General features: G+C 63.1%; 10 protein-coding genes and 2 pseudogenes. 9 read left to right on the top strand and 3 right to left on the bottom strand.

The annotated features are described in order from the left end of the window. Positions 1-619 precede the first annotated feature (619 nt). Positions 620-997, top strand: coding sequence for a TauD/TfdA family dioxygenase (locus EDF40_RS07025; protein WP_123674728.1), 378 nt, complete (start codon positions 620-622; stop codon positions 995-997). Continuing rightward, positions 994-1,899, top strand: a complete 906-nt coding sequence (locus EDF40_RS18845) for a hypothetical protein (protein ID WP_123338619.1) — start codon at positions 994-996, stop codon at positions 1,897-1,899. The genes EDF40_RS07025 and EDF40_RS18845 overlap by 4 nt, the downstream gene beginning before the upstream one ends. 9 nt (positions 1,900-1,908) lie before the next feature. Here the strand turns inward: EDF40_RS18845 and EDF40_RS07020 are convergent. Next, a pseudogene (locus EDF40_RS07020) lies at positions 1,909-2,382 on the bottom strand (transposase); the annotation flags it as partial. 79 nt (positions 2,383-2,461) lie between these two features. Between EDF40_RS07020 and EDF40_RS07015 the strand changes: the two are divergent. The 4 genes from EDF40_RS07015 (at position 2,462) to EDF40_RS18835 (ending at position 8,794) form a co-directional block, all read left to right on the top strand. Beyond that, complete coding sequence (locus tag EDF40_RS07015; RefSeq protein ID WP_185002860.1) at positions 2,462-6,091, top strand: DUF4365 domain-containing protein; 3,630 nt, start codon at positions 2,462-2,464, stop codon at positions 6,089-6,091. A 557-nt stretch (positions 6,092-6,648) separates the two neighbouring features. Next, positions 6,649-7,107 carry a hypothetical protein gene (locus EDF40_RS07010; protein WP_123338622.1) on the top strand — a complete coding sequence of 153 codons (459 nt, stop codon included), beginning with the start codon at positions 6,649-6,651 and terminating at the stop codon, positions 7,105-7,107. Continuing rightward, positions 7,104-7,778: a hypothetical protein gene (locus tag EDF40_RS18840; protein WP_148053772.1), complete on the top strand. Its 675-nt coding sequence runs from the start codon at positions 7,104-7,106 to the stop codon at positions 7,776-7,778. The genes EDF40_RS07010 and EDF40_RS18840 overlap by 4 nt, the downstream gene beginning before the upstream one ends. A gap of 2 nt (positions 7,779-7,780) precedes the next feature. Then, positions 7,781-8,794: a hypothetical protein gene (locus EDF40_RS18835; protein WP_148053773.1), complete on the top strand. Its 1,014-nt coding sequence runs from the start codon at positions 7,781-7,783 to the stop codon at positions 8,792-8,794. A 359-nt stretch (positions 8,795-9,153) separates the two neighbouring features. On the opposite strand, the pseudogene EDF40_RS07000 reads toward EDF40_RS18835, so the two are convergent. Both EDF40_RS07000 and EDF40_RS06995 read right to left on the bottom strand, forming a co-directional pair. Further along, positions 9,154-10,121 (bottom strand): annotated as a pseudogene (locus tag EDF40_RS07000) (IS3 family transposase); the annotation flags it as partial. After that, positions 10,051-11,277, bottom strand: a complete 1,227-nt coding sequence (locus tag EDF40_RS06995) for a hypothetical protein (RefSeq protein WP_123338624.1) — start codon at positions 11,275-11,277, stop codon at positions 10,051-10,053. The gene EDF40_RS06995 and the pseudogene EDF40_RS07000, both read right to left, overlap by 71 nt. A gap of 57 nt (positions 11,278-11,334) precedes the next feature. On the opposite strand from EDF40_RS06995, the gene EDF40_RS19170 reads away from it, so the two are divergent. The 3 genes from EDF40_RS19170 (at position 11,335) to EDF40_RS06980 (ending at position 17,293) form a co-directional block, all read left to right on the top strand. Next, positions 11,335-11,799 (top strand): hypothetical protein, encoded by a 465-nt coding sequence (locus tag EDF40_RS19170; protein ID WP_185002858.1) that lies wholly within the window; start codon positions 11,335-11,337, stop codon positions 11,797-11,799. Positions 11,800-12,249: 450 nt separating this feature from the next. Further along, complete coding sequence (locus tag EDF40_RS18830) at positions 12,250-13,470, top strand: hypothetical protein (protein WP_148053774.1); 1,221 nt, start codon at positions 12,250-12,252, stop codon at positions 13,468-13,470. A 160-nt stretch (positions 13,471-13,630) separates the two neighbouring features. Continuing rightward, complete coding sequence (locus EDF40_RS06980; protein ID WP_123338626.1) at positions 13,631-17,293, top strand: DUF4365 domain-containing protein; 3,663 nt, start codon at positions 13,631-13,633, stop codon at positions 17,291-17,293. The last annotated feature ends 255 nt before the right edge of the window (positions 17,294-17,548 follow it).

The following is a 17,548-nucleotide window of genomic DNA, read 5'->3' as shown; positions in this document are numbered from 1 at the left end:
CTTGGCAAACGACTCGGCCGCTGGCTGACGATTCGCTATGGCAGCGGTCATCCTGCGAGCGATCACCGTTTCTCTGGTCGTACGGGAAGGCACGCGCTGTGTCCGGCACTGAGTCGGTCACGGCGCTCAGCCAACCGTCCGGCGGGGCGCAGCTTCGCCCATCCGCCGATCCTCATAGGCAATGACGGTCGGTCAAGGGCACTGATTTGGCGCCGCGATCTCTCAGGGCGACATGCGGCCCGCGGTTGTGGTGCGGTTCCTCCATTGACAGGAGAATTGGGACGGCACCGCCACAACGGCGCAACCACTCGCTCGAGTCCACGACTTGAGCCCCCAGAAGGAGACCCCCCTGGATCACGAGGAGCTTGCACGGATCCGCGCGGACTTGCAGCGGATCGGCTGGGCAGTGAGTACGGGCACGCCGGAAGAGGTACTCCGTGTCATACGTTGGGATCCTGTCTGGAGTGCGATGCCGAACCGACCTGGAGCCTCCAGGCAGTCGACCGTGCTGAAGCCGATGACGCGAGCGGAGGCCCCACAACGATCGTTGAGTGCGACCTACGGGTTGGACGCGCAGCCCTTGCACACAGATGGAGCGCACCTGACGGAACGCCCTGACGTGATCATGCTCGCGTGCGCGGACACGAGTACCACCGACACGCTCGTCCGCGCGTTCCAGCCCGGCAACCTGCCGGACTTCGTGTTCAGCGGCGTCTTCACCGTGAACACAGGGAAGTCGAAATTCCTAGCTCCCGCGTACGACGGTGCACTCCGGTTCGACCCGGTCGCGATGCGTCCTTCCGATTATCTCTCGCGCCGAACCGTAGAGTACTTCGCCGCTGAACGAGCGAACGCGCACCATCACCGCTGGGAAGACGCGAACATGCTGTTGTTCATCAACAACCGACTTAGCCTCCATGCGCGCGACGCCATCACAGAGGACGCCGACAGTCGCCGCGTGGCTCGTTACGCCTTCCGTATTGAGCGCGACGCATGAGCCCGTTCGACGCAGACGGGTTGTGGATGAAGAGCCGGCTCTTCATCAACAGGGCGATGGACCCAGACCGCGATTTTGAGGAGCGTGCGTTCTGGGCTTGCGCGTCGCTAGAGGTCCTCGGAAAATCGGCGCTTGCGCACGTGTCACCCCTGCTGGTTGCGACTCCGACGGATGATGGTAAGAGCCTGCTCGTCGCGAGCGGAGTGGATTTCCCGAACGCGAACGCAACCTCGGTGCAGGCAAAGGCCGTGTGGGCTCGTTGCGCCAAGCTCTTCAAGCCGTTCAGCGACGCAGCCGCGACCAGGCTTTCCTACGGCCGGAACGAGTACATCCATTCTGCGACGATCGGATTCGACGCCATCCCGGAGCACGCCTGGTGGCCAAGCTTCTGGGCGCAAGCAGTGATTCTCCTTCAGCACGTTCAGCGGGACGTGGCCGCCTTCGTCGGGGACGACGCTGCTGCGGCGGTCGCCCAACATCTCGCGACGAACAAGGACACCCTCGCTCGACAGCTCCAGGCGCGTCTGGAGCGAGCGCGCTCGATGCTCGCTCGGCACACCAAGGGAACACTGACGTCCCAGGGTGCGGCGGAATGGTTAACGTTCACGGCACCCTACGCGTCCTACACGCAGGTCACGACCTGTCCGGCCTGCGAATCGAAGACGGCGTTGATGGGCGGCGATGAGAAGAACGGCACTCGCGTCGATTCGTACCAGGACGAGCGCTCGGGAGCCGTCCTCGTAGATGTGACAGTGGAGGTCAATACGGACTTCATCGCCTGCCCGGTGTGCCACCTCCTCATCAACGAATGGGACCTCCTAGCCGAGGCCGACGTGGAGTTGGCGTTTGATGCCGAAGGGTCGATGGATGATCTCGACTTCGAGGACTACAACAACGAATAGGCGAGCCAGTAGCCCGGCATCCGACAGCGCTGGAACGAACTTCTTGGACTGGAACTGGCTGCCGCGATCTGAATGAACCACGGTAAGGAGCGGGCGGCGGCGAGAGATTGCCATCTGCAGTGCCGCGACGGCGAGCGAGGAACGCAACCGAGAGCCGATGGAGTAGCCGACGATCCGTCGGGAGCACGCGTCCTTCACGGCGCAGAGGTAGAGCTTGCCCTCGCCCGTGTTGTGCTTGGTGATGTCTGTCAGCCACAGCCTGTCCATGTCCGTCGCGGTGGGCGACCTCCGCACCCGATGGTCATGCACTGGTGGTCCGGCCCGGGTCAGGCCCCGTTTCTTCGCGTGCAGTGACCAGAGCCGCTGCTGCGAGCACGGTCGCCAAACGTGCCGCTCCGAGACGAGCAGGCCGGCTGCACGGAGGTCATCGGCGATGAACCGGCACACAAACGTCGGGTCGTCGCGGTGCACGTCGGCGGCGGCGACCGGGCGCGTCTGCGGTCGACGTTAGGCTGCCCGCATCCGATCAGGTGCTCTGCACCTTCCCGGCTGGAGGGCAATGATGACGCAGGCAACAGATCTTCTCGCGCAGCGCGGCGTCAATCTGCTTGCGCAAGAGGTCATGAAGCGCGGATGGATCTTCCGAGAGACAAGCGCAATCGACCAAGGCATCGACGGGCAGATCGAGATCGGCACCGACGGCATCGGCGAAGGGCAGCTCATCGCCGTTCAAGTGAAGACGGGTAAGGCCTACTTCAGCGAACGAACCGCTAGCGGATGGCGGTATCGGCCCTCACAACGTCACGCCACCTATTGGACGCAGGGAACCCTGCCGGTGATCCTGGTGCTCGTTGACCTCGATCGGGATGAAGCATTCTGGCAAGAAGTCACTCCCGCCGCGTTGCGCCCCACCGGGAAGGGCTTCGCGATCGACGTCCCCGAGACACACTCCTTTCGACACGAGGCAACCTGGAAGCGTCTCGAGGAACTCGCGCGCTGGAGCGCCGAGTACAGAACCTTCACCGACGACCTCAAGAAGCTCCCGCCGGTTGCCGCTCACCGTCTCCGCGACGCGGAGCAATACGATCGGCGCAGTGCAGAACGACTCACCAGGCTGCTGTCCACAACCGACAACCCGGCAGCGATCTGCCGGTCCCTCGCCGATCAGCCGCCACACTGGCTCACCGCTCACGCCGCCCCACTGTGGGCAGCGATCGCCGGCTACGCAGAAGAGCACGGCCTGTGGGATGACGCTCGTCGCGCGCTCGAACGGATCGGGACGGGCAGCGATCGCGAGGCCGCGGACCGCGCCAATATCCGGCTGGCAACCCTCGAGATGGACAACAGTCCAAAGCGGGTAGTCCGTATCCTCGACCGTCTCGCCGCCGCCGCCGCCGATGGGGTGTGGGCTCGGATTCTCCGCCTCTGGGCTGAGGATCCTGAACACGGGGAACGAGCCTTCGACGCCGTTGATCTCACCACTCCCGAGGCGCTGGAGAACATCCACATTCTCGCGATGCGCGCAGAGTTCGCCTACCGCGGCGGCAACGTCAACGACGCAGTGCGATACGCGAACGACGCGCTTCGCCGAGCACCGTTCAGCAGCCCCACGATGCGGATGCTGGCACAATTCCTCCTTGCCCGCTCCCGAACAGTGCACGCCGAACGCTCCGACGTGGCGCAGGCGATCGACGCGTTGCAGGCAGCGGTCGATCAACGGCGGTCCTGGCGTGGCAGCACCGCCGGCTACCTCGACCTCCTCGCGCGCCTGTACGGGCTGAACGGACGCAACGACGCGGTTCTCCGTCTGTGCTGCCTTCCCCCGGTCGGACAAGCGCACCCTGAAGAAGCCAGCCGGCCAGAGGTCGCGCAGATGGCGATGGCGGCGGCGACCAACCTGGGCCGGCGTGATCTTCGGCCAGCGATCATCGGCGCAGTCGACGATCGTGACGCCGCTCGACGTATCGAGGTCACGTTCGAACCTGCCCCACACGGAAGTGATCAGTACGCGGCGTACTGGGTGGAACAGCTCGAAGCTGCTGTCCGCGGCGGTGAAATCGCTCAGGCGTTCGACATTGTTCAAGAGCTGGCCTGGGCCGGACAAAATCACACCCTCGCGTTGCAACCATTCGTCGACGCGGGCCAGATAGAAGCCACCCTCGTCGAGATCGTGGGCGCTGACGCCGACGCGGTAGCAGGGAAGCCCGGCGGTCGAGCGCACCTCCGAAGACTCGCCCGTGAGCGACTGGAAGCAGCCTCCAACCTCGTGATCCTCCACCAGCGCGAAGGCAAGCTGGCTGAGCTGTGCTCGGTGGCACGAGCCGCCGCGGTGCAGTTCGACACAGTCGAGCTGGTCGACCTCGAAGTGAAAGCGCTCCTCCACCTCAGCCGTATCGATGACGCCGCGACCGTGGCTTCGGGCGCGTTGCAGACCGGACGCGTCGTTCCCGAGGTACGTCCGACGTTGCACCGCGCGCTCGCCCAACGCGCCGCCACCAAAGGACAGTGGGGCGCCGCCGAAGCTCACTATCTCGATTCGCGAGCTGAACAGCCGGTCCTCGCGGTCGAGGACGCATGGAACCTTGTCCTCGTCCGGCTGCGCCTCTACCGATACGACCGAGCAGCCCAACTCATCGATGAAGAACACCTTGAGCCCGCCACGGACTACCAGGCTGAACTCTGGCTGTCCGCACGTATGGCATCCGAGTGGCAACCCGCGGACGCGCGCACCGCAATCCGCGCCGCCGAAGCGCACTCGGACCAGCAGATCGCGGCGACGCTCACATCCAATGTGGTCACTCGCGTCGACCTCAGCGACTCAGGTTGGGACGAAGTCGAACCTGGCGCAGCTTCCTCGTGGCGAGACCGTTTCGTAGCGCTGGTCACGCAGCATGCAACGTCAACGGAAGGAGCACCGCTTCGACCGGTCCCCAACCTATCTGAAGAACTTGCTGCGGCCACGGAGCAAGCGCAGCAAGATCAGGAACGTCGGCGCCTTGTGCAACGGACGCTCCGACGGGGAGCCCCCATCGGGATCGTCGCGGACGCCGAACGCGAGCCCTACAGCGCCTACTACGACCGAACACCATTGCCGGGGTACCCGGTCGGTGCCGGCGACGACGACACCCACCAAACCGAAGTCACAGTCGCCCGAGACGCGCTCGACGAAGCCGTCGTCGTCGACGCCTCGGCGCTGATCATCGGCCACCGACTTGAGCGGTGGGCAGAACTGCGCAGCTTGTTCTCGTCGGCGTTTGTAACCCCGTCCGTAGTCCACGATCTGTTCGCTTCCGCCAACAACCGCCGGCTCGACGCTCATAACGACGGCGTCCTTGCGTACGACCACCGAACTGGCGGGATGGTCCGGATCGACAACACGGAGGCGCAGCGGGCCAAATGCCGTTCTGATGCGAGTCTCTACGCCGGAATGGTGCACGCGCTCGATGTCGACTCCCGAGAACTCACCACCACCCTCAAGCTCCCCACCGACGACCCTGCCCCCTGGTCGGACGCGCTGCTGCTCGCTGCTCAGCGCAACGCACCGCTATGGTCCGATGACGCCGGCCAGCGGGCCCTAGCGCGCCAGCTCGGAATCGCCGCATTCGGTACTGACGCCGTCCTCAAAGCCGCAGCCGAAGCACAACTCTTCCCAACTACGACCAATCACGACCAACTTGACCGCGACAACCGCCTCGCTCTGATCAGCCTCGGCGCCACAGGCATCGCCCTCAGCCGGGAGGAGTTCAACGAGCTTGGCGAGGCCGAAGCCTGGTCCGGTACGACTGCGGCCCCACAGATGTCTCGTACAGCATGGTGGCTCGCCACGAAGAAACCATTCCAGTGGCTTCAACAGGCTCTCACCGGCGCAGCTGCTCACCACGAACCCGAAGCGCTCGCACGGTGGGAGTTGTGCGCCAGCGAAGGACTCGCGACCGTCACCATCGGAGGAAACACCTCACCCGTCGTCCACATCGCTGTGGTCCTCGTCATGAGTTGGGCGGCGAACCCGGACCCGCAGCGGCTGGAGGGGATGCTGCAGCGTGCTCGAGCGGTGGCTTGGATCTACGGAGGTGGCGACCCGGCGAAGAAAGTTCTGACCGCCGCAACCCTCCTTGGCGGCGCGTCGCTATCCACGGACTACCTTCCGCACGCCACGACTCTCTTCAGCGCCATCACCGCCGCGGCGCTCTGACATCATCAGCACTTCGAGGACTGCGTTCTGTCGCTCGTCGGGGGGATCAAACTGCCGTGGGTACTCGCAAGCGATTGCGGTGGGGCGCTGCGGCGTGTGGAGCAGTGCCCATGCGGAACATCCCGTTAGCCAGCGCAATGCGCGCGTGGGCGGCATCGCAGACGAGTGAAGGAGCCCACATCCCGTTCGTCGGGTAAGCGTGCCCGCTTGATTGCTTTACACGAAGAGGCGGGTAAGTGCCTCCAGAATCTCGTGGACGGAGGGTTCTGACCCAGCAGGCGGTCACAGCGCCGCCGGTGCTGCCGGCGACCGCGCCGGCCGGCGGCTATAACGGCCGCGGTCTGTTGATATCTCGTTCCCCTACGTCTGACAATCACCGAAAAAACATAGACGAGGCAATGTTCCTGTACCGCCCGAAGATTCGAGGGGGACTCTGGACCAGTACGGGCCACTCGACAACCGGCGTACCGGCCGTCGGGTGGCGGACGTGAGGCGACCTCGACACACGCGGCGCGATCAGGGATTTTCCCGGGACACTAGGAGATGACAGTGGTTCGATGCAATATGTGTTCGTGGTCAGTCAGGCAGTGCTTCAGCGCGAGGGGGACACCGCTGCTGTTCGCCTACCGAGGGGCACGGGAGGGCACCCGGAGAGCGCAGAGAGCTTTCATCTTGGGTCCCAAGACCTGATTCGCCTCGCTGGATTCGCTCAGGAAAACGGCTTCCAAGTGTCGCAGATTTTCGTGGCGGACCCCTACCTTTCTCCGCTCGATAGCGAGGAAGAGCGGTTTATCTCGGAGCGGATGATCCAGCTACTCAAGACCTATGGAGCACGCGAATTACGTAGTGCCATGGAAGACGAGTTCGACGGCTTCTATGTCGTCGGCGTGGCCCTGATTTCCAAGCGTTCTGGCATGCGCATAACGATTCGCCGACGCGGTTTTGTTGATACATCAATCGTCGAGGAAGCGGAGAGCTTGCTCACCTCGGCGTGGAAAGAGCGAAGTCTGAGGTGAAGAACAGATGGGGGGTCATCGCTTCTGAATCCGCGAAGGTTGCGGTCTTAGTTTGGGTTGTTTCTTTTCTGGACCCGTTTGTAGAACAGGTTCTGCCGAAGCTCGGGCTGGGATTTCGATATCTGCTTAGCGCGCTTGTAAGCGCCTTCGTGTTGGAGGTCGTGCTTCAACTAGTTTTCGGCTGGCCGAAACTCACAATAAGGTGGGTCGAACAAGGCGAGCCCGTAGCGCCCAGACGTGAACTGATCGCCCGGATGACCTTGCGTAAGAAGGTTACCGGGGTTGTGCGTCTCAATGTCACTGCCTCCAGTGATGGATGGTTGGGGCACTTTCTGCTCCGCGTGATCGTCGGTGGAGGATCTGTTTTGCGTGTTGAGCTGAATGAGTCGTCATTGCGTCCGTTTGTCGACGGTAGCTCTGAGCGAAATGATGCTGACACTGTTGTCCCCAATGATGGAACTCACGGATTCGATGTCGACCTCGGCCCCGTCCCGAGGCGCGCCGGCGAGTGGCATTGGGCGCGCGTTCGCTGGGAAGCAGACGCGATACCGGATGACGTGCCGTTCAACATTTACCTAAGCCTGCATCATGAGTCCCGAGTACGACGGCTGCTGATGATGTTCGTTATCAAGTCGTCCAACGTCCGCCTGCTACGCGTCATTAGGAAATAGGTATGCCGACCATTAGTGCATCGTCGGTCAAGGTGCAGCCCGTCATGAGTTCATCGAAAATGAGTCTGTCTGAGATTCGTCAAGAGATGATGGTCCGCCGCCCGGACTTGAGTGCACACACGGGGGGATGGGCGAGCAACGACGACGCGCAGTCGAATATTGGTCTACCTAACGTAGCCCCGCCGGTGTCGGATCCCGAAATTGTGCAGTCAAACGGCGTTATGCCCGAAACTCTTCGCGCTCGTTTCTATTATTGGAAACCAGCACCGGCCGGACTGCAACAGCAGCAGTCGAATCTCAGCCAGCATCTCGTCCGGCGTCTCGATGCCATTGATGTGATCCTTCACAAGCCGGACGCCGATCATGTAAGCATACTCGTGACGTCTCGGAGCGCGGTCTTGACGCACCGGAAAGATGGCGCAGTGGTATCGCTGCAGACAATCTTCCAGACCAAGGACTCCGCATTGAAAGTTGATTGGCGGTCGTCCGCATTCGAGCTGTCTAGTGCTGATGTTTTCCTCTGGCTGGCAGTCCAAGTTCGTGATAATGCGCAAATTGCTCCCGAACTGAGGTTAGACTCGGTCCTTGGTATCAGTGGCACGGATTCCTTTGACCGTGTTGCCGATCTACGGTCAGGGGTTGATTTTACCCGCCCCAATTTCCTAACGGCGGTCGCCGAGTCGGACACGCTGGGACCTATCGAACTGTCGTTTGTGCACACCTATGGCTCGGAGCAGAGGACCTATTCACTGAAGCTTTGGCTCGACGGTGGATTCGCGATTTATGACAGTGGCCTTCACTTTGGCGCAGTGCTCGACCTTCGAGACAAGATGATTCTAGCGACAACAGAGTTGGCGTTTCGACTGATTCCTCGTATGAATGAGCTGTTTGGGCATTACCGGGCCTGGCCTCAGAAGAAGTTCGATGTTATTGAGGCCGCTATGGAGGAACTCGAGGATCGCTATAAGGGCCTGCGCGCCGCCCTCAATAGCAGGAAGCCGAAGTCGCGACCCTAGCTGGCTAAAGTAGCGTTGGGCTGATTTTCCGTTATACGTTCTACGGCGCTCCGCCACGCTCGTACGCCGCGTGGTCGTCCGTTCGCTTCACCCGACCATTAGTGCATCACCGATTGCTCCGCGCGAGCGTAGCCAGCAGTGACCTGAGCCAAGAGGAGACCCCGAACAATCTCACTTTCCTGGTCATGCCCCTCCAAGGGGTTCTGCTGTCGGATCGGGAAGAGTGGTCATAACCAAGCGCTCACTCGCTCCTCAGAGTCGAAGTGCCCAGAGGTGGCACAGCGACCTCTCACCATCCGACTCAGTAGCGCCGCCACGCTCGAAGCGGGGACTGCTGCAGGTTCGGTTGACTCGTTCGTTTAGGCCGCGAGTACGACCTGTGGGTTGATGATCGTCTCGTACTCGATGGGGGTTAACTCCCGAGACCGCGTTGGTGCCGCTTCCGGTGTAGGTCGCCTCGATCCAGGTGATGATCGCGAGTCGGAGTTCCTCCCGAGTGGCCAACCGCTTCCGGTTGAGGACGTTCTTCTGGAGGAGCGCGAAGAACGATTCCACCGCCGCGTTGTCTGCGCAGGCTCCGACGCGGCCCATCGATCCGAGCACCCCGGCATCACCCAGCGCGCGGACGACCTTCTTCGATCGGAACTGGCTGCCGCGGTCCGAGTGGACGACGGTTCCTGCCGCGGTACGGCGGTGCACCGCCATCTGCAGGGCCGCGACTGCGAGCGAGGACCGCATCCGGTCACTGATCGAGTAGCCGATTATGCGCCGCGAGTAGGCATGCTTGACCGCGCCGAGGTAGAGCTTGCCCTCACCTGTCGGGTGCTCGGTGATGTCGGACAGCCGCAGCCTGTCCAGGTCTGGCGCCGTGAATGCTCGTCGGACCCGGTCGTCGTGCTCCGGTGGCCCGGTCTTGCGATTCAGGCCGCGCTTCTTCGAGCCGCTGCTGTGAGCACAAGCGCCACACCCGCCGTTCCAAAACCCGGTGGCCGGCCGCGTGGAAGTCGTCGGCGATGAACCGATACCCGAACGTCGGGTCGTCGCGGTGCGCGTCGACCGCTGCGTTGGTCAGGTGCGCGTCGTCCCAATCGCGCTTGGACACGGGGCTGGCACGCCACCGACAGAACGCCTGCTTCGAGAAGCCCAGCAGCCAGCAGGCCACCGCGACCGGGATCCGATCTGCGGCGAGTTCGAGGACCAGCGGGTAGGTCATTTTGGGAGCGGGGGCTGACGCCAGACGACGCTTCCTGGTGTGCTTACGGCGCGGTGGCGCCGAGCGCTTCAGCGCGCTCGCGCCAGCGCCGGACGCGGTCCGGGAGGTTGAGGTGCTGCGCGAGCCCGTGAGCAAGGTGCGCCAAAGAGAGGCGAAGGTCCGGCGCGTGGACGAGATCGATCGCGTCGTCCTTGAGTCGCCATAGATACGCGCCTCCAAACTGCGCCGCCGCTGGCCCTCGCTGCCAATGGTACTCAGCGCGCTCCAGCGCTTCGCCGTGGCGTCCGAGAAGCGCCAATGCGGTGCACACGTTGATCAGCGTCATCGTTGGATTGTCCGCGGTCTTCAACCGGATGGACTCCAAGTGGTGCAGCGCCATCTCGGGTCGAAGTGGCATGAGGCAGAAGCCGAGGTTGTTGCGAGCGAGCACGTCCCCGGGCGTTTGCTTGAGGTAGAACTCGAAAAGAGCCGCGGCTTCCGTGTATCGCTGCTCGGTCAGGAAGTCGATGGCTTGGTCCTGGAGCTGGAACAGCAGCTGGATCTGATCGGGCAGGTCCGGACCACGAACCCATCGCTTCGCCATCTGAACGTGCAGTTCGGGGTCGCTCGCTCGGTCGACGGTTAGACCGTCCAGGGGGAACGGGGGTTGCCAGTCCTGCTCACGCCACTGGAACTCCAGACGAAGGGATTCGTCGGCCCACTTGGACAGATCGTCGTTGCCGAAGCGCTCCCAGAGCCATCGATACGCCTCGGTGACACCACTGGCAGCACCGCCGGAAGTTACCTGTTGCAGTAGCTCCGGTGCTGGCGGGGTGAGTGTGACGACGTCCTGGATGGGCGCCTCGAGCACCCAAGTCGGCAAGAGATGTACCGCTCGATCGATCAACGTCGACATGGCGTTGGCGTCCGTCGGCTCCGTTCCTGTCCCGCTCGAGGAAGATCCGGGAACTGGGAGCGTGTCCAGCAGGAGCGCCCGCATCCAACCGTCGATGTCGAGAGGGCTGTCCTCGATCGTCGTGTCGTCTGCGTTGATGATCAAAAGGGAGATGACCGGCACCCAAGCGAGCCCAGCCATGCCGTGCCTGATCAACGCGGCTGCGTCGACTCCATGCTCCTCGATCCCGGACATCAGCAGACGCAGCTCGATCGCGCGGCCTTTCCGGTCTTCATCTTGAAGCGGGGCGCGGCGGAGCACCTGCCCCAACCGGCTCACGAGCGCGCCGAGTGATCCGTCGCTGGTCTCGTCTGCGCTCTCCGCTGTGCCGTCCATCGCACTTCCTCTCAATCCTCGCCAACATCGTACCCAAGATCCTGCTAATCTCGGAGCATGTCGACCGAGACGTACTCTGTGAGTGATCTAGCCGGCGCCAAGCGCACCCAGTTCTTCCAAGACGCCCGCGCAGGGCGTGCCCGTGTACGGGACAAGGACGGCCAAACCTTCGTCATGCTTCGCGAACAGCGGCTCGACGTCCTAGACCAGTTCGCGCACTGGTCTACAGCCCAGCAGCGTCTTCAAGCGGTGGTCGCAGCGGGCAAGATGCCATCGGTCGCCGAGTTAGGGGAGCTTGCTTGGGTCCGCGGTTTCGATCTGGAGGACATCTCCGAGTTTGCTGAAGAGCTACACACTGCCCTCATCTCTGCTCTTGCCGACCAGGACACTAGCCTCGTCCTCGACGTTGTCGACGCATGGAGAGTCACCGCGCGGCAGCTAGAGGACCCATTGCGAAAGTCCATACTGCTCGGGGAGCTGAACGCTTCTTCCTTCGTAGAGGCAGATGTCCCTCGTGGGTGACACACCGCTGCCAGGGGCGTACGCACCGTACGTGTCGGCGCGTCGCCCCGGCGCTTCTCCGGACAAAGCCCCGCTATACCGCGTTCTCGTGCATCGTCAATACGCAGACCTATGGGCAGAGTTGGAGACCCGCGTGGGGACCTCAGGCGCGCAAGAGTTCTGGGATCACGTCGCGACGAATCCTGGGTCCATCTCCGGTACTGCGAAGACCACGATCCTCCGGGGAAAGGCCGGCAGGCCGAAGCAGCCGGGATGGTCTCGGACATACCACTTTGAGGTCTCGGGCGCAGGAAGGATTGACTACCAGTTCGACAACGCCCATCGCACTGCTCCTGACGGCGACGAACATCGTGCTGTCTTCATTCTGACGGTGAGCTACGCGAGCCACTAGACGTCGACTTCGGGAACCCGATCCGGTCAGAGTAGCTTTCGACTGCGAGGAGGGGCAGCGTGGTGGATTACAATTCGAGCACGTGGTGGCTGGCGCGGCCAAGGCTCAAACGTTTAGGTGGCATCGGTGCGAGTCTGTTCTTCACCGTCTTTCCAGCGTTCGCACTCCTCGCCGTCACGGCTCTGATCGTCACGCTCGTGGCGTGGAAGCCACCGGAACGAATGGGCGACGCGCTCATCGCGCTCGGTGCGTCTGTTGCCCGTGATGCCCTTGCAATAGACGGCATAATCATTGGCGTCCTCGCCTCGTTGCTCATCGCTCAAGTGCTAGCCAAGCGTCCACAACTGCGGTCCGCATGGCAGCTTCGACGCTTCGGATCGGTCGCGCTGTTCGCTCATGCTCTCGCCGGCGTGACACTCGCCGTCGCAACGCTCTGCCTACTCGGTGCACTCCGAGACGCCGAGCATGCCCGACAACTCTGGGTCATCCTCGTTGCGACGGGCGTTGCTATCGGCGTCGCTCAGTGGATCGATCGTTACTGGTCACGCAACCGGCGCCTGGTGCGCTCGCGTATTCGAACGACGATCACGATGAACGCCTGGGTGATCCACCGTGCGGCCCGAAGCCTGCGGAGACGGACCGGCGCGCGCACACGCCCGGCGGGGAAGCTCCTCATCCACGTCGTGTCCTTCGTTGTGCTCTCGACTTTGTGCGCGGGGGTCGCGGCTGCTGCCGTCATCTGGATCTCGGGCAATGGATTCGATGCTCTGGCCATTGTGATGTTTATGATCAAGATGCTGCAAGCCCAGGCATTTCTAATGGTGCTCTGGTTGGTTTGTGGCGGTATGCAGGCGCATGCGCTGCTCGAGCGAGGCCGACAGTTCTCGACGATCTGGTGGCTGGTCGTATCGTTCTTCACCGTGCCTTGGGTCGTCGCACTGCTTCTGCTCGTGGACTACGCGAACCCGAACGAGGTCGCGTTCGCGGCTGGCTTCATCACGCAGCTCGTCGTGCCGTACCTGCTGCTCTTGTTGAACCCCCGGCGGCGGCTCGCGCTCGTACCGCGGATCAATGCTTATCGCCTCTGGTTGAACCGCCGCTGGCGGGTCGTGCACTTGCGCGACCTGTACGCCGTCGACTGGAGGCCCTCCGAGAAGGCTCGGAAACGACGCGTTCGACAAGCGAGCCTGCGTCGGAACCGCCCACGCTCTGGGCCCGCGTCATCACAGCTAGACGGCGAGTGGGGTGCGAGCTTCCGCATGTATGCACGAGGACGGTGATGACCGCACACTTACGGTGCTGTGTGCGTCGAGATTCTGGGAGCGCAGAGGACTCAGGGGGAGAACGCGGTCGCCGTCGACTTTTGGATCCGGCAGTCTCAAATCTTCCCGCAGCAGTCCGAACTCAATCGCTCATCGATGCTGAAAGGAGCATCCGCGGATGGAATCCAATATCCTCGCTCAACTAGGCGTGTCAATAGTCGAGACTCACGCGCTGGAGCGTGATTGGCTCTTCCGAGCACAGCCGGTACTCGATTTTGGTATTGACGGGCACCTCGAGCTACAACGAGATGGCCAAGCGACAGCTCGATTGATTGCCGTGCAAGTGAAAACGGGGGCTTCCTATTTTGCCACTCCGACGTCCTTGGGGTGGCGTCATACCGTGTCTGCGCGCCACGCCAAGTATTGGTCTGATGGGTCGCTGCCAGCGGTGGTGGTGCTCGTCGACCACGAAAGACGAAGCGCGTACTGGCAGGAGGTTACCGCGTCGACCCTTCGTCGAACGGGGGCGGCGTTCGCGTTGGAAATTCCGCGGGACCAGAGGCTCGACGCCGACGGGTCGTGGGAACAGCTCTCGTCCATAGCCCGGTTCCGCAGCAGCGACAGCGGCTTCGAAGCGAACCTCTCCGTCATGCCCCCGGACGCCGCACGTCGACTTCGGAAACTTCGCCTCACGGACTCGCGTGGTGCCGAGCGTCTCGCGGAGATTCTCGCAACCGGTAGGGCGTCGGCCGGCGACACGATCGCGCAGCTTCGTACCGATCCACCTCACTGGCTGACTCCGGCAGGGTTCGCTCTCTGGCGGACGATCTGCGCGTACGCGGACGATCACGGTCAGACCGAACACGCTCGCGAACTCCTGGAATGGATTGGCTCTTCCGGAAGGAGAAAGGAACATCAGGAAGCACGCCTGCGCGCCGCCGCACTCTGGATGCTAGAAGATCCCAGCAGGACCATCGCACTGTTGGACGCTCTCCCAAGACCGACCCGTGGTGATCTGTGGGTGCGGGTGCTGCGTCGGAGAGCAGAGCTGGGACCGGTGCAAGCGCCGCGTCTCGAGGATGAGTTCGACTTCGAAGCTGAGGAAACGAAGTTCCCGTTGCCGCTGCACGTACTGCGAGCACACAACGCTTTGCGGAAGAAACGTCCGGCGGATGCCGTGCGACACCTGGACATCGCTCTATCGGGCAGCGGAGACAGCAGCAGTCTCATGCAGCTGGCCTCGCACGCGATCCGTCTGCGCTCGACGACTCGAGATGCGGAGTCAGACGACCTACAGCGTGCGCACGATTTGTGCTGGCGCGCACTGATGCAACGGCGCTCCTGGGGCGGAGATACCGTCGGATATCTCGAAGACCTAGGACAGATCCTCGGTCAGCTGGGCCGCGATGCTGACGTGCTGCAGCTCTGCGCGCCGCCGCCTGTGGGTGACGCCTCGCCGGGCGAAGCTGGTCGCCGTGAGGTGGCGAAGCTCGCGCTTGCAGCGGCAATCCCCCTACGCCGGGAAGACGCCATCACGGCTGTACTCGATGCTGCACCAAGCGCCGAGGATCGGGCTTGGTTGGTGCATGCATTCCGCCTGGGGGAGGAGCCTGCGCCAGCGAGCTTCTGGGAATCCCAACTCGCGGCTGCCGTGGAGTCAGATGACGTGGCCGGAGCAGTCGACGCGGCACACGAGCTGGCTTGGCTTGGGGCCGATCACACCGCCGCCCTGCAGACAATGGTCGACACTGGGGCCCTCGATCCGGGCTACGTCGAGACGCTTTCGGCGCAAGCGGAAGCGATTGCCGGCGCGCCAGGCGGTCAAGCTCGATTGCGCACCCTCGCCAGCCGTCGCCTCGATGCGGCAAACATGCTCGCCGTGCTGCTGAGGCGTGCTGGCAGATTCGGGGACGCCGCTGACCTCGCCGCGCAAACTCGCGATCGATTCGCGTCGTTCGCGCTCATCGAGTTGGAAGTTGATGCGCTGGAGCGCGCGGGCCGTACCGACGAAGCCGATCAGGTCGCAGCGGTCGGTTTGAGTAGCTCGACGACCAGCCCGGAACAACGCGCGGTCCTGTTCCGCGCGCGTGCGGGTGCGGCGGCGGTGGCAGATCGCTGGTCCGACGTTGTCGACCAACTCGAGGCATCACGACGGCTGCCCTCATCGTTCGGTGAGTTGGATGCGTGGAACCTCGTGATAGCGCTCCTGCGCATCTCTCGAATCGATCGTGCAGCGTCGTTGATTCGTCAGCTCAGGCTCCGCCCGACGAACGCTGACCTCGTGCGCATATGGCTCTACGCCCGCTCGGGGTCGGACTGGGACGACGAAGAGGTGCGCCTCGCAATCGACCTCGCGGATCGCTTCGATGGTGAGGAAGTGGCTGTAGCGCTGACGTTGCATCTGCTGATGCGCGATCACCCGGACGACGAAGCGTGGATGGAGGAGCACGCGGCCGGGAGCGAGCGCAGCTGGTCGGAACGACTCCAAGATCTGTTCGCACGCCACAGCTCGGACGAAGCAGGGGCACCACTGCAGCGCATTCGCGGTGACATCGATGCGCTCATTGAGATCATCCGACAGAAGGCCGAGCAGGGCGCCGAATTCAACCGTCAGCTGCAGCGCCTGCTGCGCCAAGGGATGCCCACGGGAGTGATATCGACGTTCCTGCATCGCCCGTACGCCTACACCTACGACCAGCGACCACTTGGCATGTTTCCCGCGGTGGCCGTTGACGACGACGAGCACGAACAGGAGCGCGACGCAGCGTCCGCCGCGCTCGATCAAACGGTCGTACTCGACGGTTCAGCCTTGGTCCTCGTCGGACGCCTGAAGATCGCCGAGAAGTACCTGTCTCGGTTCGTTAGGACTCTGTCCGCCGGTTCGACCGCTGAGGATCTGATCGAATCCGCACGCGAAGCGCGGCGGACAGCGAAGTCTGCCGGTATCACGAGTTGGAATCGCGTGTTGAACGCACCGACCTTCACCGATGTCTCGGACGAGGCTCAGAGCCGGTTGCTCGCCGACGCGTCCTTCTACGAAGGACTTACAGCCGACCTTGACATCGTCGCCGCGCCTCAGCTCGAGGTACTGGCGGAACTCGATCGCAGCGGGCCCTGGACTGATCCCATCGCGCTTGCCCAGGAGCGTGGGATTGCACTGTGGAGCGACGACGAAGGGCAGCGCAAACTTGCCCGCCAGCTCGGTGTTCGCACCTTTAGTACCGCCTCGCTCATCGAAGCGGTTGCTGTTCAGGCGATGCTGTCCGATCCGGAAGTCGCTGACGACACCGCGCGGACCCTTCGCCATACGCAACTGCAGCTTGTTCGCGCCGGTGTCGCCGGTCTCCCACAAACGGTCGAAGAGATCGAGCATCTCGCCGACACCGACGGATGGGGGTCCGGGATTGCGTCGCTAGCGGTAACGAATGAGTCCTGGTGGCTCAGCATGCACGAGCCGTTTCGGGTGCTGCTCGGATGGTTCCGTCACGCAGCGGCTGCCGGCTCGAACGCGATGACGGTATGGGAGTGGCACGCCTTCGAAGGCGCAGCACGAGTCCGTCTCAACGGCAGTACCACCCCATCGGACAGCATCGCGGCGGTTGCGCTGCTGGCTTGGAGCATCGATCCCGACTCTGAACGTGCGCCCTGGACTGCACTTCGCATGCGGTCCGTCGCGGACATCTGGGACCTGCCGGACCCAGTCCAGTCGTTGACGTTCGCGGCCGATCTCCTGCAGCACTTACTACCGGCATCCGACTGGAGCGCCGCCGGAGAATCGCTCACACGGGCGATCAAGCAGGGGACGCTAGGCGCGGCCTCCGAGTTCAGCAGACAATCATAGAGATTGTAGATCTCGCGGTACATGACGCACCGACGATCATCCAACGAGAAGCTGACGTTCGAGAGCGTTGGCGCCAGCAGGCTCCGAGCCTAGCGTTCTGTTGACCCGGGTTCCGGTTCCCCGTTTCTCACGGCGTTGTCACCACTCAACCACGCCGCCAGTTTCACCGCTGCTTCCGTCGAGCCACGATCGACCTGCAAAGAACGACGCCGCGCTAGAGGCGCTCCGCGAGAAAGTTGCGAAGCGCAAGTGAGC

Origin of the sequence: Curtobacterium sp. PhB170, assembly GCF_003752345.1 — a bacterium.
Lineage (GTDB): Bacteria > Actinomycetota > Actinomycetes > Actinomycetales > Microbacteriaceae > Curtobacterium.
The sequence above is the reverse complement of the archived record's forward strand: the minus strand, read 5'-3'. Positions and strand labels throughout refer to the sequence as shown.

Coding starts and splice junctions, on each gene's coding strand:
- EDF40_RS18845 (WP_123338619.1), top strand. CDS start 994: ATGAGCCCGTTCGACGCAGACGGGTTGTGGATGAAGAGCCGGCTCTTC.
- EDF40_RS07015 (WP_185002860.1), top strand. CDS start 2,462: ATGACGCAGGCAACAGATCTTCTCGCGCAGCGCGGCGTCAATCTGCTT.
- EDF40_RS07010 (WP_123338622.1), top strand. CDS start 6,649: ATGCAATATGTGTTCGTGGTCAGTCAGGCAGTGCTTCAGCGCGAGGGG.
- EDF40_RS18835 (WP_148053773.1), top strand. CDS start 7,781: ATGCCGACCATTAGTGCATCGTCGGTCAAGGTGCAGCCCGTCATGAGT.
- EDF40_RS06995 (WP_123338624.1), bottom strand. CDS start 11,277: ATGGACGGCACAGCGGAGAGCGCAGACGAGACCAGCGACGGATCACTC.
- EDF40_RS19170 (WP_185002858.1), top strand. CDS start 11,335: ATGTCGACCGAGACGTACTCTGTGAGTGATCTAGCCGGCGCCAAGCGC.
- EDF40_RS06980 (WP_123338626.1), top strand. CDS start 13,631: ATGGAATCCAATATCCTCGCTCAACTAGGCGTGTCAATAGTCGAGACT.